The sequence below is a fragment of the Corallococcus sp. CA054B genome, assembly GCF_003611625.1.
In the GTDB taxonomy this organism is placed as follows: domain Bacteria; phylum Myxococcota; class Myxococcia; order Myxococcales; family Myxococcaceae; genus Corallococcus; species Corallococcus coralloides.
The window spans coordinates 1-23905 of the sequence record NZ_RAVY01000068.1 but is presented as its reverse complement, the minus strand read 5'-3'; the positions used below and the strand labels follow the sequence as shown (position 1 = coordinate 23905).

15 protein-coding genes and 1 pseudogene are annotated in these 23905 nt (G+C 71.9%); 9 read left to right on the top strand and 7 right to left on the bottom strand.

The genetic code is table 11. The features are described 5' to 3' along the window. Nucleotides 1–313 precede the first annotated feature (313 nt). Nucleotides 314–1099 (bottom strand): IF-2 protein, encoded by a 786-nt coding sequence (locus tag D7V80_RS18335; RefSeq protein WP_120589392.1) that lies wholly within the window; start codon nt 1097–1099, stop codon nt 314–316. 128 nt (nt 1100–1227) lie between these two features. Here D7V80_RS18335 and D7V80_RS18330 point away from each other — a divergent pair, with 128 nt between their 5' ends. From D7V80_RS18330 to D7V80_RS18315, 4 genes are read left to right on the top strand one after another with little or no spacing between them, the layout of a single operon-like run. Further along, nucleotides 1228–7476, top strand: a complete 6249-nt coding sequence (locus D7V80_RS18330) for a methyltransferase domain-containing protein (RefSeq protein ID WP_233585477.1) — start codon at nt 1228–1230, stop codon at nt 7474–7476. 24 nt (nt 7477–7500) lie between these two features. Then, entirely contained in the window at nt 7501–8352 is an 852-nt protein-coding gene (dapF, locus tag D7V80_RS18325) for a diaminopimelate epimerase (protein ID WP_120589390.1), read from the top strand. Between the two features lie 34 nt (nt 8353–8386). Continuing rightward, entirely contained in the window at nt 8387–10237 is a 1851-nt protein-coding gene (locus D7V80_RS18320) for a response regulator (protein ID WP_014395255.1), read from the top strand. 24 nt (nt 10238–10261) lie between these two features. After that, nucleotides 10262–11761, top strand: coding sequence for a DUF4388 domain-containing protein (locus D7V80_RS18315; RefSeq protein ID WP_014395256.1), 1500 nt, complete (start codon nt 10262–10264; stop codon nt 11759–11761). Between the two features lie 58 nt (nt 11762–11819). On the opposite strand, the gene D7V80_RS18310 is transcribed toward D7V80_RS18315, so the two are convergent. Both D7V80_RS18310 and D7V80_RS18305 read right to left on the bottom strand, forming a co-directional pair. Beyond that, the gene (locus D7V80_RS18310; protein ID WP_120589389.1) at nt 11820–13190 is read right to left on the bottom strand and encodes a cytochrome P450; all 1371 of its coding nucleotides are present in this window, start codon (nt 13188–13190) and stop codon (nt 11820–11822) included. Between the two features lie 111 nt (nt 13191–13301). Beyond that, entirely contained in the window at nt 13302–14678 is a 1377-nt protein-coding gene (locus tag D7V80_RS18305) for a cytochrome P450 (protein WP_120589388.1), read from the bottom strand. Between the two features lie 133 nt (nt 14679–14811). Here D7V80_RS18305 and D7V80_RS18300 point away from each other — a divergent pair, with 133 nt between their 5' ends. Both D7V80_RS18300 and D7V80_RS18295 read left to right on the top strand, forming a co-directional pair. Further along, nucleotides 14812–15840, top strand: coding sequence for an AraC family transcriptional regulator (locus D7V80_RS18300; RefSeq protein ID WP_158616659.1), 1029 nt, complete (start codon nt 14812–14814; stop codon nt 15838–15840). An 87-nt stretch (nt 15841–15927) separates the two neighbouring features. Further along, nucleotides 15928–16527, top strand: a complete 600-nt coding sequence (locus D7V80_RS18295; RefSeq protein WP_120589386.1) for an RNA methyltransferase — start codon at nt 15928–15930, stop codon at nt 16525–16527. A 13-nt stretch (nt 16528–16540) separates the two neighbouring features. Here the strand turns inward: D7V80_RS18295 and D7V80_RS18290 are convergent, their stop codons facing one another. Continuing rightward, entirely contained in the window at nt 16541–16885 is a 345-nt protein-coding gene (locus D7V80_RS18290; RefSeq protein ID WP_014395261.1) for a hypothetical protein, read from the bottom strand. Nucleotides 16886–16925: 40 nt separating this feature from the next. On the opposite strand from D7V80_RS18290, the gene D7V80_RS18285 reads away from it, so the two are divergent. Then, the gene (locus tag D7V80_RS18285) at nt 16926–18251 is read left to right on the top strand and encodes a lipopolysaccharide assembly protein LapB (RefSeq protein ID WP_120589385.1); all 1326 of its coding nucleotides are present in this window, start codon (nt 16926–16928) and stop codon (nt 18249–18251) included. Here the strand turns inward: D7V80_RS18285 and D7V80_RS18280 are convergent. Continuing rightward, nucleotides 18232–19551 carry a pitrilysin family protein gene (locus D7V80_RS18280; RefSeq protein ID WP_120589384.1) on the bottom strand — a complete coding sequence of 440 codons (1320 nt, stop codon included), beginning with the start codon at nt 19549–19551 and terminating at the stop codon, nt 18232–18234. The two genes, D7V80_RS18285 and D7V80_RS18280, sit on opposite strands and share 20 nt — an antisense overlap. Continuing rightward, nucleotides 19548–21089, bottom strand: coding sequence for a HAMP domain-containing sensor histidine kinase (locus tag D7V80_RS18275; RefSeq protein WP_120589383.1), 1542 nt, complete (start codon nt 21087–21089; stop codon nt 19548–19550). The genes D7V80_RS18280 and D7V80_RS18275 overlap by 4 nt, the downstream gene beginning before the upstream one ends. A gap of 123 nt (nt 21090–21212) precedes the next feature. Between D7V80_RS18275 and D7V80_RS18270 the strand changes: the two genes are divergently transcribed. Both D7V80_RS18270 and D7V80_RS43955 read left to right on the top strand, forming a co-directional pair. Further along, a complete protein-coding gene (locus tag D7V80_RS18270) occupies nt 21213–22727 on the top strand; it encodes a kelch repeat-containing protein (protein WP_120589382.1) in 1515 nt (504 codons plus the stop codon). Nucleotides 22728–23024: 297 nt separating this feature from the next. After that, nucleotides 23025–23222, top strand: a complete 198-nt coding sequence (locus D7V80_RS43955) for a hypothetical protein (protein ID WP_370452510.1) — start codon at nt 23025–23027, stop codon at nt 23220–23222. 66 nt (nt 23223–23288) lie between these two features. Here the strand turns inward: D7V80_RS43955 and D7V80_RS18260 are convergent. After that, a pseudogene (locus D7V80_RS18260) lies at nt 23289–23905 on the bottom strand (cell envelope biogenesis protein TolA); the annotation flags it as partial.

Here is a 23905-nt window from a genome sequence, read left to right as displayed (position 1 = left end):
GGCGACAACAGCCCGACATGTAGTTACTTGTGAGGCAGAAGTGTGTGTCGGTCAAGGAAACCACACGCTGCCTCCGCGCTCCGGAGCGTCCCCCCGGGCATGGAGGGAAGCGCTCGACGGGACCCAACCTATGGGGGGTCACCCGGTGTGTCAACGCTAGATCCTGTGTAAACCCTGCGTGACGTTGGGATCGATCATTGCAATCTATGATCACTCACCGACACTCTTCTGGGCGTCTTCCGGCCGACATTTACAGGCGCGCAAATGCTGGTTGGGCCCCATGTTTTTCATAGGGTCACCCAACCCCTGGAGATCAGGGCTGGGGGCCCGCGTCGGAGGTTGGGGCGGCTGACGGAGGCGTTCCAGCCGCTTCACCGGCGGGTGGCGGGGCGGGCTGCCGGGGCGCCGGTGCTACAGGGGTGTTGTTCGGGGCGCTCTCGCTGTGGACGGCGCGGCGCAGGGCCTCCTCCAGGTCGCGGGCGGTGGGGCCCACGGTGGTGAGCATCTGGTTGGCGGCGCGGGCGTGGCGGTTCTCCGTCTCCGCGGCGAGCTTGAGCTGGGCCAGGCCCTCCGACACGAGGCGGCGGGCGTCCTCCAGCTTCTGACGCGCCTGGTAGAAGGCGACGTCGGTGAGCATGGACTGGAGGCTTCTGCGCTGCTCCTCGGTGATGCCGGAGAGCTTCTCCGCGCGGCGCAGGTAATAGAGGCCGCGCTCCACCTTGGCGGGTTCGCCGGACGCGATGCGCGGGCGGGCCAGGGTCTCCAGGAGGGGGAAGAGGGCGCGGTCCAGGTCGTCGCGGTCGGTGAACTTCTGCTGCGTCAGCAGGGTGACGTCCTGGCCCTCCAGGGGGAGGGGGGCGTAGGCGTCCGCGAGGCGCGGGTCTCCCGGGCGGTAGGCGGCGGCGCCGGTGGGCAGGGCGCGGCCCTTCATCACCACCAGCTCGCCGCCCTCCTGCACGACGGTGAAGGTGCGGGCGTTGAGCTGGCCCAGGAGGAAGACGACGCCGCCACCCAGGCCCAGGATGACGAGGAAGACGACGAGCCGGGTGAAGGTGCGGCGGGCCCGGTAGCCGAATCCCTGCGGTGAATGGGTGGTCATGTCGCCTGCTCTCCGGTCGGACGGGCGTGGGCCCGTGAGGGTCGAAACCTGAAATTGGGTCTTCTGGGACTCCAACGCTACAGTTTGCGCCCCGCCGGGATCATCATTTGCAATCCACCTTTCGTCGCATGGGGCCCAGCGAGCTGCTGCCCCGCTACATCTTCGCGGAGAGCCTGTTCGCGCGCCGACGTGTGCTCGAGGTCGACGCCGTGGCGTCCACGGGCGGCGAGAGCGCGCGCTTCCTGGTGGAGCGGGGCGCGCGCACCGTGGTGGCGTGCGACGCGGACGTGGCCGCGGTGGAGGCGGCGCAGAAGGCCCATGCGCACCCGCAGGTGCGCTACCGCGCCAACGTCTATGACGACCTGGAGGCGGGAAGCTTCGACCTGGTGCTGGTGACGGACCTGGCGCCCTACGTGCGGGCGCCGGAGCTGTTGGCGGAGCTGGCGCGGCTGGTGGCCCGGCAGGGCTTCCTGATGGGAGGCCTGCGCAACATCGCGGGGCTGGCGCTGCCGCAATTGCTGGAGCCGGAAGAGACGGTGCCGCCCACGTACGGGCAGCTCCTGGACGCGCTGACGGCGCACTTCCCCCATGTGGAGGTGGCCACGCAGTCGCCGGTGCTGGGCTACCAGCTCGCGTTCGAGCGGGGCGAAGGGCTGCAGGTGGACGGCTCGCTCGTGCGGCACAGCGAGGCGGCGTACTTCGTGGTGATGGCGGGCCTGGAGCCGGCGCGGGTGGTGGACCCCACGTGGGTGCAGCTGCCGCCGGAGCCGCTGGCCTTCACGCGCGGCAAGCTGGACGAGGTCGCGGCCCGGGCGAAGACGTGGGAGGAGCGGGCGGGGCGGCTGAAGGAAGCGGTGTCGAAGCTCCGCGCGGAGATTGGCGACCGCGAGGCGGAGGTCGTGGCGCTCAAGCCTGCGCTGGAGGGTGCCCGGCACGACATGGCGCGGCTGACCGCGCAGCTGGAGCAGGCCCGCGGCACGGTGGAGTCCGCGCGCGAGCGGGACGACCTGAGCAGCCGGCTGCGGCGCCGTGAGCTGGAGTTGCAGGTCGCGACGGAGCGGATCGCGGATGCGGACCGGCGGCTGACGGCGCAGCGCCTGGAGGTGGAGGCGGCGCAGCGCGCGCAGGCGGACGCGGGTGTGCAGGTGCTGGCCGCGCAGGAGACGCTGCGGCTGGAGCGGGCGCGGCGCGAGGAGACGGCGGCGACGCTGGACGAGTCGCGTGAGCGGCTGACGCAGGCGTACACGGAGCTGCGCGCGCTGCAGGACGAGCTGGGCTCGCTGCGCATCGACCGGGAGCGGGACCGGCTGGCGGCGGAGCGCGCGCAGGACTCGGCCGAGGACCGGCGGCGTCAGGCGGAGGCGGCTCGCGAGCGGGAGCTGCGCATCGCGGAGCAGTATTCGACGGCGCTCGCGGCGGTGGAGCACCTGAAGGCGGAGCTGGCGCGCGCGCAGGAGTCGGCGCGGACGGCGGGCGACGCGGTGCCGGTGAAGGATGCGGAGCTGGCGCGAGCGCGCCGGGAGCTCGCCGAGGCCCAGCAGCGGATGCACTCCGCCGAAGGGGCGCGCAAGGACGCGGAGGCGCGGCTCGCGGAGCGCGAGGCGTTGCAGCGCGGTCTGGAGACGGAGCTTGCCAGCGCGCGTGCGGCGGAAGAACGGCTGCGGCAGGATCTGGAGGGCCGCGCGCAGTCGGAGTCGGCGGCCCGGGCGCTGGCGGCGCGGTTGGAGGAAGAGCTCCACGCGGCCGGGCTGCGCCTGGAGTCGCTGGAGGCGGAGCAGAAGCGCGTTGAATCCGCCCAGCACGTGGCGGGGCAGCGGCTGGTGGCGGCGGAGACGGAGCGCGTCCGGGTGGAGGCCGCGCTCGTCCAGGCCATCGACGCGGAGCGGGGCCAGGCGCAGGCGCGGCTGGACGAGGCGCTGGCCCAGGCTCGGGCCGAGGCCGACGAGCGGGTGACGAACGCGCTGGCCGCCGCGCACGCCGACGCGGATTCGCGGCAGGAGCGCGCGCTGGCGGAGGCCCGCGAGCAGGAGGAGGCGCGGCTCGCGAAGGCGCTGGAGGACGAACGGGCTTTCACGGAGCTCGCGCTGACGGAGGCCCGTGAGCAGGCGGAGGCCCGGCTCGCGCAGTCGCTGGAGGAGGCCCGGGCCGACGCGGATGCCCGTGTCGAGCGGGCCCTGGCGGATGCGCGCGAGGCGGCTCAGGCGCTGGATGCGGCCCGGTCCGACGCGGATGCTCGTGTCGAGCGGGCTCTGGCCGAAGCGCGGGCCGACGCGGATGCTCGGGTGGCGAAGGCGCTCGCGGACGCCGCTGCTGAACGGGCCGCGGCCCTGGCGGAGGCGGAGCACCGACGCGAGCAGGCGCTCGCCGAGGTCCGTGCAACGGCCTCGGCTCAGCGGAGCCGGCAACTGGCGGATGTCGAGGCTCGGACCGAGCAGGCTCTCGCGGAAGCGCGTGCCGAGGCGGAGGCCAAACGGGCCCAGGCGCTGGCCGAAGCCCGCGCCGAGTCCGAGGCCGAGCGGGTCCGGCAGCTGGAGGAGGCAGAGGTCCGCGCCGCGCGGATGCTCGCGGAGGTGCGTGCCGAAGTCGAAGCCCGCGCGGCCACCGCGCTCGCCGACGCCCGCGCCGAGTCGAGCGGCCAGACGGAGCAGGTGCTCGCCAACGTGCGCGCGGAGGCGGAGGCCCGGCTCGCGGCGGCGGAGGCTCGTGCCGCGGAGGCCCTCGCGGCCGCGGTCGAACAGGCCCGTTCCGAAGCACGGGACACCCTGGCCCGTGAGGTGTGGGAACACGGGGCCCGGCTCGCGGAGTCGAACCAGGCGCGCGAAACCGCCGAGGCGAGGAGCACGGAGCTGGAGGCAACGCTCCGCTCGCTGCGGCAGGAGCTGACCGACTCGGAAGCCCTGACGGCGCTCATCCAGGAGGACCTGGCTCGGGAGCAGAAGGCCCGGGCTTCGTTGCAGGCGGAGCTCGACGCGGCTCGCGAAGCGCTGAGCAACGAGCAGGAGCGCGCGGCTCGCTGGGAGGCGTTGCTCGCCGATACGCAGGCGCAGCTGCTGTCGGAGCGTGAGCAACAGGCCCGTGCGCAGGTGGCGATCGCGAACCTCCAGGAGTCGCTCGACGCGGAGCGGGCCCTGCGCTCCAAGCTGGAGGGCTCGGAGTCTTCGTGGAACGAGGCGCAGAGCGCCCTGGAAGCGGACCGGCTGCGGCTGGATGCCGCGCTGGGCGTGGCGCGCACGGTTCTTGAGGAGGAGCGCTCGCAGCGAGCCCGGTTGGAGGCGTCGCTCGCCCAGCTCCAGCAGGACTCCGCTTCGGCGCTGGAAGAGGAGCGTGCCCGGGCTGAAGCCTCGCGGGTTTCGGCTCAGGAGGCCCGGGCGCGGCTCGAGACGGACCTGTCGGCGGCGCGTGCCGCGCGGCTGTCCACCGAGGCCGCCTTCGAGCAGACGCGCCAGACCCTTTCGGAGGTCCAGGCCTCCTTCGCCGAAGCGCAGCGTACGAACGACGCCGCGCTGCTGGAGCTGCGGCAGTCGCACGCGGCGTCGGCGGACGAGGCGCGTGGTTACGTCCGGGAGCTGGAAGAGGCGAAGAAATCGCAGGCGGCCCTGGACGCGACGGTGCGCGAGCTGCGCGCGGAGCTCACCGAGGCGCGGCGGTCCGAGGTCGAGGCGCTGTCCTCGCTCGATGATGCGCGTACGCAGGAGGCTCGCGACCGCGAGTCGCGTGCGAAGGATGATGCCGCGCTCCACTCGGAGCTGGAGACCTTGCGCGCGGAGTCCGCGGCCCAGCGCGAGCGCCTGACCGAAGCGGAGCAGGCACGGGCCGCTGTCCAGGCGCGGCTCGCGGAAGTCGAAGCCCGCCGCGCCGAACTGGAAGCGTCACTGTCGGACACCGAGTCCCGCTTCGCCGAAGAGGCCGCCCGTCTCCCCGCGATGCAGCAGGCCCTCACGGAGGCCGAGGCCCGCCTCGCGACCGAGACCGCGCGCGGGACCACGCTGGAGCAGGCCCTGGCGGAGGCGGAGGCCCGGCATGCCGCCGTGTCCTCTCAGAGGGCCGAGCTGGAGCAGGCGCTCGCGGACGCGAAGGCCCGTCATGCAGCGGATGCCGCACGCCTGACTTCGCTGGAGCAGTCCCTGGCGGAGGCGGAGTCCCAGCAGACCACGGAGACCGAGCGCCATGCATCGCTGGCGCGGACGCTCGCGGAGGCCGAGGCCCGGCTTGCCTCGGAGTCCACGCGCCGTGCTGAACTGGAAGCGGCGCTCGCGGAGGCGGAGTCCCGGCAGGCTGCCGAATCCACGCGGCGCTCCGAACTCGAAGCGGCTCTCGCGGAGGAGGAGTCCCGGCAGGCCGCTGAGTCCACGCGACGTGCTGAGCTGGAAGCGGCGCTCGCGGAGGCCGTGGCCCGGCAGACCGCTGAATCCACTCTGCGTGCCGAGCTGGAAGCATCGCTCGCGGAAGCAGAGGCCCGGCAGACCTCTGAGTCCACTCGGCGTGCCGAGCTGGAAGCATCGCTCGCGGAGGTCGACGTCCGGCAGGCCGCGGAGTCCACCCGCCGCTCTGAACTGGAAGCGTCCATCGCCTCGGCGGAGTCCACGGTCGCCGCCGAGTCTGCTCGCCGTTCCGAGCTGGAAGCTTCGTTGAAGGACGCGGAGGCCCGCCTCTCCACCCTGGAGCAGGCACTGTCGGACGCGGAGAAGCGCGCCGCCTCCGAGACTTCTCGCCGGGTCGGACTGGAAGCCTCCCTGTCAGAAGTCGAGTTCCGGCTCGCCGCGGAGACCGCGAACCTCAGCGCGTTGGAGGATTCGCTCGCGCAAGCGGAGGCCCGGCTCGCGGAGGGTTCGCAGTCGCAGGACGCGGCACGCGAGTCCGAAGCCCGGGCCGCGCGTCTCACGGAGTCCCTGACCGCGCGCGAGCAGGAGCTTCGCGAGGCCAGCGCCCTGCGGGTCTCCATGGAGGCGCAGCTGGAAGGCGCGCTCTCGCGGACCGAGCGGCAGCAGCAGGACCTGGACGAACTGCGCGCGCAGCTGGGGCTGAAGGAGCAGGAGCTGACAGGCCTGCGCGCCGAGACGGCCCGCTTGGGCGCCGCGCACCAGGAGTTGATGCGCCTGGGCTCCGAGCTGCAACGGGCACACGCCGCGCTGCATGAGCGGAGCCAGCAGGTCGGCCGGCTGGAAGCGGAGTTGGTGGACGCCAGCGACCGGCTCGCCGCGACTCGCGAGCACGCGGAAGTGCTCGTGGTGCAGCTCGAAACCGCACGCCGCTTCGCGGGCAAGGCCACGAACCTGGAGTCCGCGCTGGAAGGCCTGCGCGCGGAGCTGGAAGCCGCGCGCGCGGAAGCGGCCCGGCTCACGGAGACCGTCCAGACCGGGAACGAACGCACCGCCGCCCTGGAGGCACAGCTCGCGGACCTCACCACGCGCGCGGAGCGGGAACGGACCGACCTGGAAGCCCGGCTCGCGGAAGCCACCGCCCAGGCTGGCACGGAGCAGGCCGAGCTGGAGCTGCGCCTGACCGAAGCGCTCGCCCAGGCCGGCACGGAGCGGGCGGAACTCGAAGCCCGTCTCGCCGAACTCACCGAACAGGCCCGCGAGGAGAAGTCCTCCATCGAGGCCCAGCTCGCGGACGCCACCGCCCGCGCCGCGGCGGAGCGCGCCGAACTCGAGGCCCGCATCGCGGACCTCACCGCTCAAGCCGACTCCGCGAACGCGGAGCGCGACGCCCGTCTCTCGGAAGCCCAGACGCGCGCCTCGACGGAACAGGCCGAACTCGAAGCCCGCCTCGCCCGGTCCGCCGAACAGACCCGCGAATCCCTCGCCGCCATGGAGGCCCGCCTCGCCACGGCGCTCGAGGACGCGCGGACCGAACAGGCCGCGCTGGAGTCCCGCGTCGCCGCCCTGACCCAGGCAGCCGCCGACGCCGAGGCCCATGCCCGCCGCGCGGACTCCGAGCGCGAGCGCCTCCAGTCGGACCTGACGGTCGCCCGCGCCGCCCGCGTCCGCCTGGAGGGCCGGACCAACTCCCTGGAGACCGCCGCCGCGGATGCCGCGCGTCTCCTGGACACCGAGCGCGCTGAACGCGACCAGCTCTCCGCGCGGATCCGCGAACAGCAGGCCCGGCTGGAAGCGCTGGAGACCGAACGCGAGACCCTGATCCAGGCCCTGGAGGAAGCGAAGTCCGCCCCCCCCGCGCCCCCGGAGGACGTGCTGGAGATGGCCGCGGAGATGGAGGTCCTCCAGGCCCACGTGGAGAAGATGCAGGACCAGCTCGCCGCCCGGGAGGCCGAACTGGCCGAGCTGCGCCGCGCCAGCGCCCCTGGCGCCTCGCGCCGGGCCCTGCCTGCCCTGGACGTTCCCGCCTCGCCCAAGAAGGTCGGCGAGCGCGAATAAACGCGGGCGTCTACACTTCCCCCCGTGGACGCAAGCGAACGCATCTTCAAGTACCACGGCCTGGGCAATGACTTCGTCGTCCTGGACCGGCGCCGCACCGGCGTGGACATCGACGCGGAGCAGTCCCGCTGGCTGTGCGACCGGCGCCGGGGTATCGGCGCGGACGGGGTGCTCGCCATCCTCCCGTCGTCCCGCGGCCTTGCCCGCATGGTCGTCCACAACGCCGACGGCAGCATCGCGGAGATGTGTGGCAACGGCCTGCGCTGTGCGGTGAAGTATCTGGTGGACCACTCCGGCCAGCACCCGGCGCTCATCGACGTGGAGACCGGGGCCGGCGTCCTCACCTGCGAGCCCGGCTACGGCGACGGCGGCGTCGTCGGCGTGGACATCTCCATGGGCCCGGCCCGGCTGGTGGCCGCGAACCTGCCCTCCGGGACGACCGGCCAGCCCTTCGTGAGCGCCCCCGTGCCTGGCCATGAGGGACTGCTCGGCACCGCGGTGAACATGGGCAACCCGCACCTGGTGCTCCTGGACCAGCCCCTGGAGGCCGCCGAGCGCCTGGGCCCCGGCCTGGAGCGGCACCCCGCCTTCCCGGACCGCACCAACGTGGAGTTCGTCCGCGTGGACGAGGACGGCCTCACCGTCGTCGTCTGGGAGCGCGGCTGCGGCCTCACCCAGGCCTGTGGGACGGGGGCGTGTGCGTCCGCCGTGGCGGCCGTGCTGGCGAAGCGCCTGCCCTCGAATGCCTGGCTGCGCGTCACGCTGCCGGGCGGCGACCTGAGAATCCGCGTTCCGGACGACCTGTCCGACATCCGGCTCCGAGGCCCCGTGGCCTTCGTCTTCGAAGGCGTTGTCGCGCTTCCAAGGGCCCGATAGCCTTCGGTTTTCCTCCCTTCGCCCCCCGAGTGCCGTGGCCGGTCCCATCCTCGTCGTCGACGACGACCTGTTCTTCCGACAACTCGCCACGGACCTGCTGTCGCGCCGGGGGCACCGCGTGGTGGCGGTGGAGAACGCCACCCTGGCCCTGGAAGAGGTGGGCCGGGCGACGTTCGACCTGGTGCTCACCGACGTGGTGATGCCCGGCGTGGACGGCTTCTCGCTCACCGCGCGCCTGCGCGAACGCGACCCTGAGCAGGAGGTCATCCTCGTCAGCACGCGCGACGACGTGCAGGGCTCGGAGGTCGCGCTGCGCCTGGGCGTGGCGGACTGCCTCGTCAAGCCCGTGGAGGAGTCGGACCTGCTGCTCGCGGTGGACCGCGCCATGGAGCGCGCCCAGCTGCGCCACGAGCGCGCCCGGCTCCAGGACGAGAACCTTGAGTTCGCCCGCTTCCACAACCTCCAGCAGCGCTGCCTGGAGCTGCTCTCCCATCCGGATCTGGAATGGCTCCAGGAGCGCGTCATCGCGGACCTGGGCGCGGTGTGCGACGCGCAGAGCGCCGCGCTGTGGGTGGTGGACGACCGGGGAGACCTGGCGCTGCGCTCCTACCGGGGCCTGCTCGACAAGCAGTTCCTGCCGGAGAAGATGAGCCCGGAGGGGCCGCTGTCCCTGCGCCTGCGCGAAGCCGCTCCGTGGCTCGCGCGCGATGAGCGCTCGCCGGTGCTGTACGTGCCGCTGGTGGCCGCCGGGGAGGTGATGGGCCTGGCGCAGCTGTCCGACCCGCTCACCGGCGACTTCCGGCTGGAGCACACGCGCGACGCGAAGGTGCTGGCGGACTTCGCCGCGGTGGGCGTGAAGAACGGCCGCAAGCTGATGGCGCTCCAGCGCCTGGGCCTGCGCGACCGCGACACCGCCGCGTACAACCTCAGCTACTTCACCGACTACGCGTCCAAGGAGATCTACAAGGCGCGCAGGTACGGGCGCACGTTCTCGCTCCTGACCTTCAGCATCGACAACCTGCCGCTGGTGCGCGTGCGGCTGGGGGCGCAGGACGCGAAGAAGGCGGTGCGCGGCATCATCAAGGCGCTCAGCAAGATCATCCGCGACTCGGACGTCATCGCGAAGGCGAGCGACCAGGAGTTCTACCTCCTCCTGCCGGAGACGGACTTCTTCGGCGCGATGATGTTCGTGCGCCGCGCCGTCGCCGCCGTGCGCGACGAGCCGGATGTGCAGGACGTGGAGCAGCGCCTGCCGCTGGCGCTCGTGGGTGGGGCGAGCACGTTCCCCAAGGACGGCGAGGACTTCGACGAGCTGGTGCACCGCTGCCGCCGCCGCATGGACGAGCGCCGCGCGTCGCTCCAGCGCCGGCTGATGCTGGACGGGCTGCCGTTCTGGGACGAGGTGGACCTGCTTCTGGGCACGCCCAACAGCCCGCGTCTGCCCACGGACGACCGCGCGGAGCCCAGCCGCCGGGGCAAGGTGGCGGACGTGCTCTTCGACGAACTCCAGGTGGAGATCGCCCGGGAGCTGGTGCGCGACCCGGGCTCGCGCGGGTTGCTCTACGTGGGCGGCCCGGAGATCCGCGCGGACCTGCCCCTGGCGGTGGGCCTGGAGCAGGCGCCGCCGGACCTGTCGTCTCGCATCTACCTGCTGGGCCGCCGCGTGGACCTGGAGTCGCACGCGGCGCTCACGCCGGTGTTCCTGGAAGGGGATGAGCGGGTGGCGCGCCACGAGTTCATCCTCTGGCTGTCGGAGAGCGCGTCGTACGCGCTCATCCAGCGGCGCGGGCGGGGCGCGACGTGGGGGTTCCATACCTCGGACACCGCGGTGGTGGACGGGCTCATCTCCAAGCTGCAGGCCGAATACGACCTGCAGCCCTACTGACGTCACGAAGCGGAGCAAGCGACCTTGGCCCAGGTGCGGAAGATCCTCATCGCCGACCCCGACCTCGACTCGGTGCGCGCCCTGTCGCGGGCGCTGCGCACGAAGGGCTATCAGGTGCACTACGCGCCGGATGGCTCGCGGGCGCTGGAGGTCGCGGTGCTCCGGCACCCGGACCTGACGCTCTTCGACGAGGCGTGCCGGCTCTTGGACGCGCGCACGTTCGTGCAGATCCTTCGCACCAACCCGCGCACGGAAGACATCCCGGTGGTGCTCACCACGTCCAGCCTGGACTCGGACCGGGCGCGGGGCATGCGGGACGGCACGCTGCGCAAGCCCTTCAACCTGGACGAAGTGCTCAGCCGCATCGAGCACATCTTCCGGCGCAACGAGGCGGCCAAGGACCTCAAGAGCGAGCAGCAGGAAATCGAAGGTTCGCTCAGCCAGCTCAGCATCCCGGACCTCATGCAGATTCTGGGCATGAACAAGCGCAACGGGCGCCTGTCGCTGGAGCGCGGTTCGGAGCGCGGGGAGATCACCGTCTCGGATGGGCGCACGGTGAACGCGCGGCTGGGGAGGGTGGAAGGGGAGAAGGCGCTGTTCCGGCTGTTGGCGTGGACGGAGGGCAACTTCACCTTCACGCCCGGCACCAGCGCCGCGCGTCCGCGCATCAACCGCGCCATGGACGACGCGCTGCTGGAAGGCATGCGCCAGTCGGACGAGGTGAACCGCCTGTTGCCGGGCCTGCCGCCGCGCCACACGCGGCTGATGCTGGCGCCGGAGGTGGACCTGTCCGAGGAGCAGCACCCGGTGACGGCGCAGGTGATGGAGTTGCTGCGCCAGCCCCGCGCGCTGGGCGAGGTGCTGGACCTGGCGCCCGCGACGGACATGGAAGTGCTGGGCGTGCTGTCCACGCTGCTCCAGAAGGGCGTGGCTCGGCCCACGGAGAGCGAAGGCCAGAACCTGGGCGCGGGAGACCTCATCGGCGCGGCGGAAGTCCACGCGCTGCGCGGGCGCCTGTTGCGCACGCGGACGCTGGCGAAGGTGGCGACGGCGAAGGTCTTCGTGTGTGGCAGTGGTTCGTCCGCGGCGCGCCGCATCCTGGCGCGGGTGCCGGGGCTGGAGGCGATGTCGGCGGACCCGACCGCGGTGAAGAGCGGCTTCGGGACGCTGGGACGCCTGGAGCTGAGCGACGTGCTGAACGTGGACTTCTGCGTGCTGCCGCCCGCGGAGGCCGCGCGACCGCTGTGGCGTCCGTTCAGCGCGGGGGCCATTGGCGCGCTGTTGATGGACAACTCGGAGCCGGCGGTGCGGCTGGCGCACTACCTGGCGTGGGAGGTCCGCATCCCCATCGTGGTGGTGGGCACGGAGGTCCCGGCACCGTTGCAGGGCGCTCCGGCCGGAGTGATTGCTCCAGGGGAGGACCTCACGGAGGCCCTGCGCGCCATGCTGGTCCAGGCGCTCAACCCCGCGCCCACGCTGCCCGGTGTCACGCAGGTGCAGCGCGCTTCCGTGACGCCCCCGTGAAGCGGCGGGTTCCGGCGCTCCCGGTGTAGCGGGAGCGCACCCCGGCACCGCGGCGAGCTCAGCTCCTACGCTCCAGGTACATGGGGAGCTCGCCTTTCGGCCACAGCGTCAGGTTCGCGTTCGGCTCCAGCGTGAAGCCGGGCGCTTCGCGCAGTCGGTAATGCTGGGCCACGGTGGCCACGATGAGCTGCGCCTCCATCATCGTGAAGCCGCTGCCGATGCACATCCGGGGGCCCCCGCTGAAGGGGAAGTACGCGAAGCGGTGGCGCTTCGCCGCGGCCTCGGGGGCGAAGCGCTCCGGCCGGAACGCGTCCGGCTCCTCCCAGAAGTCCGGATGGCGCTGCGTGACGTAGGGGCACAAGTTCACCGACGTCCCCTTCGGGATGTGGAAGCCGCCGATGACGTCGTCCTCGTCCACGGTGCGGCTGAAGATGGGCACCGACGGGTACAGCCGCATCGTCTCCTCCAGCACCTGCTTCGTGTACCCGAGCTTCGGCATGTCCTCCAACGTGGGCGCGCGTCCTCCCAGCACCGCGTCCAGCTCCGCGTGCATCCGGGCCTCGGCCTCCGGGTGCTTCGACAAGAGTCCCCACGTCCAGCTCAACGCCGTGGCGGTCGTCTCATGGCCGGCGAGGAGCATCGTCATCACCTCGGCCCCCAGTTGCTCGTCCGTCATGCCCTCGCCCGTGTCCTCGTCGCGCGCGAGCATCAACATGGAGAGCAGGTCACCCGAGTCGTCGCCGCGCTCGCGCCGCGTGGCGATGATGCCCCGCACGGTTTCCTGCAGCGAGGCGCGCGCAGCGCGGAAGGCGCGGTCGTAGCGGGTGGGCAGCACGGGCGGCAGCATGCGGAAGGTGCGGAAGCGCTCGGCAATCTGCTTGCCCAGTTCGGTGAAGGCCACGCCCACCCGTTCGGTCTGGTCCTCCACGGACGTGCCGAAGAGGGCCTCTCCGACGATGGTCAGCGTCAGCCGCTTCATCTCCTCGCTGATGCCCAGGGGCGTCCCGTTCGCGGCGGCCGGCTCCCAGCGCTGGAGCATCGCCTCCGTGCGACGGACCATGCCCGCGGCCATGCCCGCGATGCGCTGCCGGTGGAAGGCGGGCTGCGCGAGCCTCCGCTGACGGAGCCAGAAGTCCCCCGTGCTCACGAGCAGTCCGTTGCCGGTGAGCCACCGGACCATGCGGTACGTGAGGTGTTCCTTCGTGTAGTTCTTCACGTGGTCCTGCAACACGTGTTTCACGCCGTCCGGATGCGCGATGAGGTGCGCGCGCTGGGGGCCCAGCCGGTAGCCCACCACGTCCCCGTACTGGCGATGAAGCGTGCTCATGCAGCCCAGGAGGTCGCGGCGCACGTCGGGCAGGATGCCCATGATCAGGTGGCCCCGGTGACCCGGAGGCCGACGGGTGACGGTGGCGGTGGCGGTGGTCATCGGGTGCAAAAGTATCACGCCGCCATGCCCCGCGTGCAGGGTCCGCGGGCGCCAACGCGCACTGCGAGTCGGTGTATCCGGAGCGCGCGTCCGTGCCGTCCCAATGAGTGCTCAGCTCCGGCGCTCAAGATACATGGGGAGCGCGCCCTTGGGCCGCAGCGTCAGGTGCGAATCCGGCTCCAGCGTGAAGCCGGGCGCTTCGCGCAGGCGGTAGCGCTGGGCCACGGTGGCCAGCACGAGCTGCGCCTCCATCATCGCGAAGCTGTTGCCGATGCACTGCCTTGGCCCTCCGCTGAAGGGGAAGTACGCGAAGCGGTGGCGCTTCGCCGCGGCCTCAGGGGCGAAGCGCTCCGGACGGAAGGCCTCGGGCTCCTCCCAGAAGTCCGGATGGCGCTGCGTGACGTAGGGGCTCACGTCCACGGAGGTCCCCTTCGGGATGCGGAAGCCGCCGATGACGTCGTCCTCCTTCACGCTGCGGCTGAAGATGACCGCGGCGGGATACAGCCGCATCGTCTCCTCCACCACCTGCTTCGTGTACCCGAGCTTCGGCACGTCCTCCACCGTGGGCGTGCGTCCACCCAGCACCGCGTCCAACTCCGCGTGCATCCGGGCCTCCACCTCCGGGTGCTTCGATAGCAGTCCCCACACCCAGCTCAGCGACGTGGCCGTCGTCTCGTGGCCGGCGAGGAGCATCGTCATCACCTCGGCCCCCAACTGCTCGTCCGTCATGCCCTCGCCCGTGTCCTCATCGCGCGCGAGCATCAGCATGGAGAGCAGGTCGCCCGTGTCGTCGCCGCGCTGGCGCCGGGTGGCGATGATGCCCCGCACGGTCCCCAGCAGCGTGGCGCGCGCGTCGCGGAAGGCGCGGTCGTAGCGGGTGGGCAGCACGGGCGGCAGCATGCGGAAGGTGCGGAAGCGCTCGGCGATCTGCTGGCTCAGCTCGGTGAAGGACGCACCCACCCGTTCGGCCTGGGCCTCCACGGAGGTGCCAAAGAGGGCCTCTCCGACGATGGCCAGCGTCAGCCGCATCATCTCCTCGTTGATGCCCACGGGCGTGCCGCTCGCGGCGGCCGTCTCCCAGCGCTGGAGCAGCACTTGCGTCTGCCGCACCATGCCCGCGGCCATGCCCGCGATGCGCTGCCGGTGGAAGGCGGGCTGCGCGAGCCGCCGCTGACGGAGCCAGAAGTCCCCCGTGCTCGTGAGCAGGCCGTTGCCGGTGATCCACCGGCCCATGCGGTACGTGAGGTGTTCCTTCGTGTAGTTCTTCACGTGGTCCTGCAACACGTGCTTCACGGCGTCCGGATGCGCGACCAGGTGCGAGCGCATGGGGCCCAGCCGGTAGCGCACCACGTCGCCATACTCGCGATGGAGGGTGCCCAGGCAGCCCAGGATGTCGCGGCGCACGTCGGGCAGGATGCCCATGAGCAGGTGGCCCCGGGGGCCCGGGGGCTGACGGGTGACAGTGGCGGTGGCGGTGGCGGTGGTCATCGGGCGCTTCCTCCTGGAGGGAGGTATCGCGCCCCACATGCCCCGCGTGCATGGTCCCGGGGCGCCAACGCATTGTCCGCGGGCGCCACCGCGCATTGCGAGGCGAGGGGACGTCAGGCCATGCTGGCCCGCGATGCGTCCCCAGACGCTCCAATCCTCGCTGTTCCGCCCCCTGTTCCAGGTGGGCCTGTCGCTGGGCATCGCCCGGGAGCGGCTGCTCGAAGCGGTGGGCGTGGACGAAGCCCTGCTCGCGCGACCGGACGTGCGGGTTCCCTACGCGGCGCTCCAGCGCGTGTGGGCCCTGCTCGTCGAGGTGGGCGGCTCCGAGCCGCTGGCCGTGCGGCTCGCGCAGGCGCTGGAGCCCACCCACGTGGGGCTCGTGGGCTACGTGCTGGTCAACAGCCCCGACCTGCGCACGTCCCTCCAGCGCTACTGTCGCATCCACGCGCTGTTGGACCCGCGCACGACATGGCGAGTCCTCCAGCTGCCCGGGATGATGCGCGTGGAGCTGGAGCTGGACCCGCAGGATGAATGGGCCTCGCGCCTGAAGCACCCCGTGGAGGGGCTGCTCGTGGCGATGGTGGCCAGCGGCCGCGAGCTCAGCGGCGAGGACTGGCGCCCCACGCGCGTGTGCGTCACGCATCCTCGCCATGCGGCTTCGCCGGCCGTGGAGGAGTTCCTCGGCGTCGGCATCGAGTACGGCGCGAGCGCCAACCTCATGCAGGGTGACGAGGCCGCCGCGAACCTCCCCATCCGCCACGCGGACATCGAGCTGGGCAACCTGCTCCACGCCCGCGCCGAAGCGGAACTGGCGCGGGTGGAGGCCCACGAGGTCCGCTCCTGGCGCGAGCGCGTGGAGGAGGTGCTCGCGGCCCAGCCCCGCACGGGGGACCTCATCCCCGCGGACGTGGCGACGCGGCTCGCGGTGAGTGAGCGCACGCTCCAGCGCCGCCTGCGGGAGGAGGGCGTCACGTTCGCGGGCCTGGAGGACGCCGTGCGCCGCGACCGCGCCTTCCAGCTCCTGCGCGACGGACAGCTGCCCCACTTCGAGATCGCCTTCCTCCTGGGCTTCAGCGACCCCAGCGCCTTCACCCGCGCCTTCCGCCGCTGGAGCGGGATGACGCCAGGACAGTGGCAGGTGTCCCAGGCCGCGAAGCCCTGAAGGAGGCAGGCGACGGAATCCGTCCCTCGCGCGGAATGTTTTCTCCATGGGCGTCCGCACACGGCCGCCCCGGAGAGGGGAACACGGATGATCAAGACGCTGAGGGACGCGGAAGAGCTGGTGCGCACGCGCCACGTCATCACCGAGGTGCCCACCCACGGGCCCACGTCCCTCGTCGAACAGGTCATGGGCGGCAGGCCCACCGGCAGCTGGCGCGACCACGCGAAGGGGCGCCTCGCGTACCGGCTGGGGCGCATGTTGCGCGCGTCGAAGGACGTGCTCGCGGTGCGGCTGGTGGAGGGCAAGGTCGCCTTCGTGGACCCCACGCTCTGGCCCGCCGTCTACCGCGTCGCCATGGAGCCCGCGCGCCGCCGCCCGTCACTCCAGGGCCTGTCCCCGGACGCACGCGCGCTGCTCTCCACCGTGGAGCGGGACAAACGCGTCCCCCTGGACAAGGAAGGCCCATGGACCAAGGCGCGCGAGGCGCTGGAGGCACGGCTGCTGGTCCACTTCTCCGAGGCGCAGGATGACGACGGCCGCCACGTCGCGGTGCTGCGCTCGTGGCGGGACTGGGCGTCACCCACGCTCAAGGCGGACGCGGCCCGGCTCTCCTACGAGGACGCCCAGGCGCGGCTGCGGGCGGCGTGCGACGGGGCACCCACGGGGCTGGGGCCCTGGGTCTTCTAGCGGCGCCGGGGCCTCAGGCCGCCTCGTCCAGGATCTCCAGCGCGTCACGGACTCCGGGCAGCCGGGCGAGCAGCTCGTACTCCGCGGGCTGGAGCATGGACACGCGGCGGCCCGCGACTCGCTCCATCCACAGCTCGATGCGGTGGTCGCCATCCGGGTTGACCTGGCGGGAGATGCGGGCGCGGCGGCCCTCCTTGTGACAGGCCAGGATGTCCTGCTGGAGGCTGCGCAGACGGCGGAACACCTTCAGCGCCATTCGACCCTCGGGGGTGTCGAACGTGTGGAAGTGCCGGTTCCGCGACAGCGGCCGGCTGGGATCATGAAGCCTCTCCACGAGGCGGCGCACGAAAGGGTCCATCGACGGAGAAGGATAACATCCGCTACCCTGTCCCTCAGCGATGCCCCCTCGATTTTTCCCCCGCCCCTGGACGCTCGTCCTGCTCCTGCCGCTTGCTTGCAAGGACCCAGAGACGGCGGCCGCGCAGAAACAGGCCGTCCAGGTCCAGAACTCCCTGTCCCAGGGCCGTGAAGCGCTCACGAAGGGACAGTACGTCCGCGCCATCTCCGAGCTGCAGAAGGCCGCCAACGCCGCGCCAGAGAGCGTGGAGCCGCTCCTCCTCCTGGCCAGGGCCCACCAGGGCGCCGGCAACCCGGGCGCGGCCATCCTCACGCTCAAGCAGGCGGAGGGCCTTATCGCGGGCACGGACCCCGTCATCCAGAAGCAGCTCTCCGACCTGTACATGGGGGAGGGGCAGATTCCCCAGGCCATCTCCACGCTCGTGTCGCTGCGGGACGAGGGCAAGCTGTCCAAGGAGGACATCCTCTCGCTGGCCCGCCTCCAGGCGCGGCAGGGGCAGCCGGACGAGGCCTTCACCACGCTGGAGCGCATCCTCCGGGAGAACCCGGACGACGCCCCCACGAAGACGGTGGAGGCCGAAATCCTGCTCATGAAGGGCGAGGAGCTGCTCGCGGCCAACCTGATGGACCGCGTGCTCCAGGGCACCCCCAGCTTCACCCCCGCGCGGCTCTTGCGTGCGCGCTACTTCCTGATGAGCGGCGTCAGCGACATGGCGGAAGCGGACCTCCAGTCCGTGCCGCCCGAGGACGCGGACACCACGGACGTGGTGGCGATGAAGGCCCGCGTGCTCATGGCGCTCGGGCGCCCGGCAGAAGCGGAGGGCGCGCTCCGCAAGCTGCTGGAGGACGACGCGGAGAACGCGGAGGCCGTCGCGTGGCTGGCGGAGATCGTCTGCGCCCAGGGCCGCGCGTCGGAGGCCCAGCAGCTGGTGGACCGCGCGCTGCACCTGCGCCCGCGCTTCGCCCGCGCGCTGTACGTGCGCGGCCGCGTGCTGGAGGAGCAGAGCGACGCGCGCGGGGCGGAGGACAGCTACCGCTTCGCCCTCAAGGCGGAGCCCGCCTTCCCGCCCGCGCTGTCACGCCTGTGGCGGCTGCACCTGAAGGCCGGCCGCAAGCCGGAGGCGCAGGAGGTGCTGGAGCGGCTGACGGGCCTGAACGAGGCGACCGTGGAGGAGAAGGCCGCGCTCGCGAACCTCTACGCCCAATTCGAGACGCAGCTGCCGCGCGGCAAGAAGCTCATCGAAGAGGCCCTGAAGCGCGAGCCGCAGAACCCCGAGTACCTGCGCATCCAGAAGGCCATCGACAAGGCGACGCCCAAGAAGAAGAAGGCCCCGACGGGGCCCATCATCATCCGCGGGCGGCGCTGACGGCGGGCGCGGAGGAGGGCAGCCCCTCCGCGTCCATGACGACCTTCTCCAGCGCCTTGTGCCCCTTGCGCTGGCCTACCGCCACCACGAGCAGGTTCTCCCGCGTGAAGTAGCGCCGGGCCACCTCCCGCACGCGCGCGGCCGTCTGGCGGTCCACCTGATCCGCGCGGTGGCCGAACGTCTCCGGCCGGCGGAACAGCTCCACCCCGCCGAACCACCCGGCCAGCTCGCCCGGCGAGTCCTGGGAGAACTCCAGCAGCATCCGGTGGCGGCGCTTGGCGCGGTTCAGCTCCTCCTCGCCCGCCTCCTTCTCGCAGAGCTCGGAGAGCACGCGCAGCGCCTCCGCCACCACGAGCGATGCCTTCTCCGGCGCGCTGGCCGCTTCAATCTCGAAGAGGCTGAGGTCGTGGTACGTGTCCAGGCCCGCCTGCACCGAGTACGCGAGGCCGCGCTTCTCCACGATTTCGAACGGCAGCCGCGACGACAGTCCGTCGTCCAGCAGGCGCCGCAGAATCTGGAGCGCGGGGAAGTCCTCGTGCTGCTCCGGCACGGCGCGGAAGGTGAGCTTGAACTCCGTCTGCGACTCGTCGTGGGAGACGAAGTGGAAGTGCGGCCCGGGGCCCAGCGGCGGCGGCGCGCTCTCCGTGGTGGCGCTGCCCTTGGGCAGGTGGGCGAAGGCGCGCTCGGCCAGGGCCAGCACCTCCGAGTGCTTCACGCTGCCCGCGGCGGACACCACCAGGTTGCCGGCCACGTAGTGCCGGGCGAAGTGCTCCAGCACCTGGGCGTGGGTGAGGGCCTTCACGGACTCGCGGGTGCCGGCGATCTTCAGGGACAGCGGGTGGCCGGGGAACAGCAGGCGCTTGGACAGGTTGTCCAGGTCGATGTCGCGCCCCTTCTCGTCCACCTCGTCGAGCATCTCCTCCAGGATGATCTGCCGCTCCACCTCCATGTCGGTGAGGCGGGGGCGGGTGAGCATGTCGCCGATGACGTCCAGGCCCACGCTCAGGTGCGACGGGTGCAGCGGCGTGTAGTAGTAGCCGTGGTCGCGGGTGGTGGCGCCGTTGAGGTTTCCGCCCACCTCCTCCACGGCCGCGTTCATCTTCACCGTGTCCGGCCAGGCTTCGCTTCCCCGGAAGAAGAGGTGCTCCAGGAAGTGGCTGACGCCGTTGTTCTCCACCGTCTCATGACGGCTGCCGGTCCTTACGTAGACGGCCAGGAGGGCGGTGTGCAGGTGGGGCGTTTCGACGGTGACGACGCGCAGCCCGGAGGGCAGCACGTCCCGGTACGGTGTAAAGCTCATGCGCGAGGAAGCCTTAACACGAAGGTCGTTCCCTGGCCGGGAATACTCTGGCAGGAGAGCGAGCCCCCGTGGGCCTGGAGGATCTGTTGGCTCACCGCGAGCCCCAGGCCGGTGCCGCCCTCCTTGGTGGTGAAGAAGGGCTCGAAGAGGTGGCTGCGGGCCTCCTCCGTCATCCCGGGGCCGGTGTCCCGAACGGTGACCTCCACGTCCCCTTCACGCGGGACGGTGGCCACGGTGAGCCGTCCCCCGGTGGGCATGGCCTCGCGGCTGTTGCGGAGCAGGTTGAGGAACACCTGCCGCAGCTGGCCCTGGTCCGCGAGCACGCGGGGCGTGCCGGGCGCGAAGTCGCGCACCACCTCCACGCCCGCGCGCACCAGCTCCTCGCGGGTGAAGTCGAGCACGCCGTCCAGCACCGCGATGATGTCCTCCGGCTCCAGGTCCGGCCGGGCGGGGCGGGCCATGCGCAGGTACTGCTCGGTGACGTCGGTGAGGCGGTCCACCTCGTGGGTGACGGCGGAGAGCAGCTCGCGCGCCTCCGTGGCGGTGTCCTGCGAGTCGAACCGGGCGCTGTCCACCGCGTCCTGGAGCAGCTCCACGTTGAGGCCGATGGAGGACAGGGGGTTGCGCACCTCGTGCACGATTTGAGCGGAGATGCGGCCGATCGCGGCCAGCTGCTCCGCGCGCATCAGCGCCTCCGCCTGCGACTTGAGCTGTGCCTCGCGCGCCTGGAGCGAGCGGGCCATCTGGTCGAACTCGCGCGCGAGCAGGGCGACCTCGTCCTCGCCGCGCACGCCCAGCTGGGCGGAGTAGTCGCCCCGGCCGATGCGGGACACGCCTTCAATCAGCGTGCGCACCGGGCGCAGCGTGCGGGCGGACCACGCGGTGACGCCCACGCCCACGCCAATGGCCATGATGGACAGCGCGATGATGGTGAGGCCCGTCCTGCGCTCGCGCTCCTCCGCGCCGTCCACGCGCTCGCGGATGCGGTTGGTCAAGGTCGCGCGCAGCACGCGCAGCTCACGGCCGATGGCGCTCTCCAGCTGGCGCAGCTCGTTGGTGGCGCGCGCCACCTCCTGGCTTTCAGGGGACTCGGACGCGAGCGCGGTGAACACGGCCTCCACCGCGTGGCCGTAGGCCTGGGAGTTGCGCGCCAGCTCCGCGAAGCGCGAGTCCAGCTCCATCACGAAGGGCACCTCGCCTTCCGGGGCGAAGGTGAGCACCTCGCGGGCCTTGGCGCGTGCGGCCTCCAGGCGCTGGGCCATCTGGGGTGCGTAGTACAGGCTCGCCAGCCGGATGAGCGCGCGGCGTGTCTCCACGCTGTTCTGCTCCAGCACGCGCTCGGTGTCCTTCTCCTGGCTGGTCTGGAAGGTCTCCAGCGCGGCGGCGTCCTGGGACAGCTGGAGGTAGCCCTGGCTGACCAGGCGAATCTCCAGCCGGTTGCGGTGCAGCTCCGCCACGCTGAAGAGGGACACCGCCCCGAACGTCAGCAGCACCAGCGCGTAGCCCAGGAAGATGCGGGTGGCGAGCGAGAGCTTCATGGAGGAGGGGACAGGACATACGTCCTGGAGCGGACGCATTACAGCGCAATCCCCACCGCGCCGCCTGCTTCCGGCCGCCTGGACTCCAAGCCTCCGGGGAGGAGGGCTGGTAGCGTCCACCGCATGGCTCCGCGCTTCGTCCGCTCCACGCTCCTCGCCGCCGCCCTGGTGTCCCTCACTTCCGCCTGTGGGGAGAAGGAGGTCCGCCCGTCCCTGGACCTGCTCACCGCCTCCTGCGCTGGCACCCAGCCCCTGGCCGGGGTGACGCACCTGCGCTTCCGCGTGACGGGGCCGGGCCTCGACACGCCTCGCGAGCGGGTGTCGACGGTGGAGTGGGCGGAAGAGGACGTGCCGGCCCTACCGCCCGGCAGCGCGAGGGTTCTGGAGGTGCGGGCCTACGTGGGGGCACCGGACCAGGGCGGACAGCTGGTGTCGCTGGGGCGCACTCCGCCGTTCGACGTGGCGGAGGGACAGGCGCCCAAGGTGCGGGTGTTCCTGCGGCGGCTGGGGGAGTTCGTGCCGGTGAACCTGGCGTCGGACCCGGGGACGTGCTCGTTGCCGGCCGAAGCGCGCGCGGCGCACACGGCCACGACGCTGCCGGATGGGCGGGTGTTGATCACCGGTGGCTACCTGCCAGAGGCAAACGGGACGAGGCCCGTGTCGGGAACGACGGAGGTGTTCAATCCGGCGGACGGCACGTTCAGCGCCGGGCCGGCCGTGGGCGCGAGGGCCTTCCACACGGCATCGCTGCTGCCGGATGGCCGCGTGTTCGTGGCGGGCGGCGCGGAGTCCTTCGCGCCTGTGTCGTTGCAGTCCACGGCGCGCCTCGTGGACGTGACGGCGGGCGCGGTGAGTGAGCTCACGCCCAAGGCGGCGCGCTACCGGCACGCGGCGGCGGTGAATACGGCGGGACAGGTGCTGCTGGTCAGCGGACGCGCGGCGGACGGCAGCACGGTGGACACGATGGAAGGCTTCGACGCGGCCACAGGGCGCTTTGTCTATTACGCCGCCCCGTATGCCTTCGTGGACGCGGCGCTGACGGTGGAGCAGGGCGGAAAGATCTTCCAGGTCGTGGGCGGAGCGACTGTCGTAGGGGCCAGGAGAGACGTGGATGCCTTTTCGTTCGGCGACGACGACATCCACTCACTGGCCGCGGGGGCTGACCTTCGTGTCCCTCGGGTGGGCGCCGCCGTGGCGCTGCTGGGCAGGGCGGACGAGGAGCCACTGCCCCTGGTCATGGGCGGCTTCGACGGCGTGGATCCGGCGCAGGGCGCGCGCCCGGTGGGCGCCTCCGAGCTCCTGAATGGCGTGGTCCACGTGAATGACGGTCCCGCGTTGATGCCCCGGAGCAACCTGTGCGCGGTGACGCTGACGGACGGCCGCATCGTGGCGCTAGGCGGGCGGGGGACAGGTTTCGGCACGACGTACGCGGTCCCGTGGGCGGAGCTGATCACCCCCCATGCGGGCGCGCAGCCCACCGTGCTGGGCCTGACGCTGATGCCGCAGCCGCGCGTGTGGCACACCTGCTCCGCGCTGCCAGACGGATCCGTGCTCGTGGTGGGCGGCGTGGATGACAGCACTGGAGAGCCCCGCGCCAACACCGAAGCCCTGGTGGTGATGCCGCCCCCGCGCGACTGAAGCTGCTACGGCTCTCAGGGGCTGGAGCAACTGGCGTTGGAGTTGTTCCGCGCGGATGGCCTGTCCCAGGCCTACCTCGTCCTGGAACAGCGTTTCATCCGGGAGTAGATCGACGCGACATGAATGCACCGCGCAAGTGGTCCCCGGCTGCCCTCGTGCTGGCCCTGTCGCTGGGCTGCACCACGACCCGAGGGGGCGTGGGGCTTCATTCGGACGGAACGCCCAAGCCCGAGGACTGCCCCGAGGATGCGCTGAACACGATGCGGATCCTCCGCCTGCGCGTGGGTGACGGAGCGAATGTCACGCTCGACATCAACCACGCAGGTGGTCGTCCGGTACTACGAGGCGCATCCACCCGACGGCGACAAGATCCCCATCTGTGCCGTGGCGAGGCTCTCCAAGGGGCAATTGCGGAAGCGGCCTGACTCCAAGCCAGGAACGGCCATCCTGGAGTTCTCCTCGGCGGGCGTCGACATCGTCGAGTCCTACCGCTGAAACACGAAGGCCCCGCGTCCCGGTGAGGGGACGGCGGGGCCTTCTTGCTTCAATCCGGGAGTCGGCTCAGGCGTTGGACGCCGGGGCCTCGGAAGGCTTCGCCTCGCCCTCGGTGGGCGCCGTCGGCTCGGTGGCGGCCGGGGCTTCCGTGGGCGTGGCCGCGGCGGCGGCGCGGGCCTCCGCTTCGGCGCGGGCGCGGGCCTGCTCGTCGCTGCGCTGGTCGCTGGCGGCGACCTCGTCCGGCGTCAGCTCCGTGCGGTCCGCGAGCATGCCCGTCTTCTTCTCCAGGTCCTTGATGGCCCGGCGAAGCAGGTCGCGCTCCAGCAGCGTGCGGTTGAGGCGCTTCTCCAGCGCCTTGTACTTGTCCTTGCCCAGGTCGGCCTCGGACTTCGTCACCGCCAGGATGCGCGCGTGCGTGTCGGCGCGGCCCTTGAGGCGGCGGACTTCCTTCTCCAGCTCCGCGGCGCGAGCACGGTCCTTGTTCGCCGCCTGCTCCAGCCGGTTCATCTTCTCGCGGTCCGCGTCGTTCAGCTCGCGGTAGCGGCGCACGGGCTCCGCCGGGGCGACGGGCGCGGGCGTCACGGCCACCGCCGCGTTCACCACGGGCTCGCTCGCGGGCGCGGCGATCTGATCCGCCGGAGCAGCGGCGGGGACGGCGGCGGGCGCGGTCGTCTGAGCGGGGG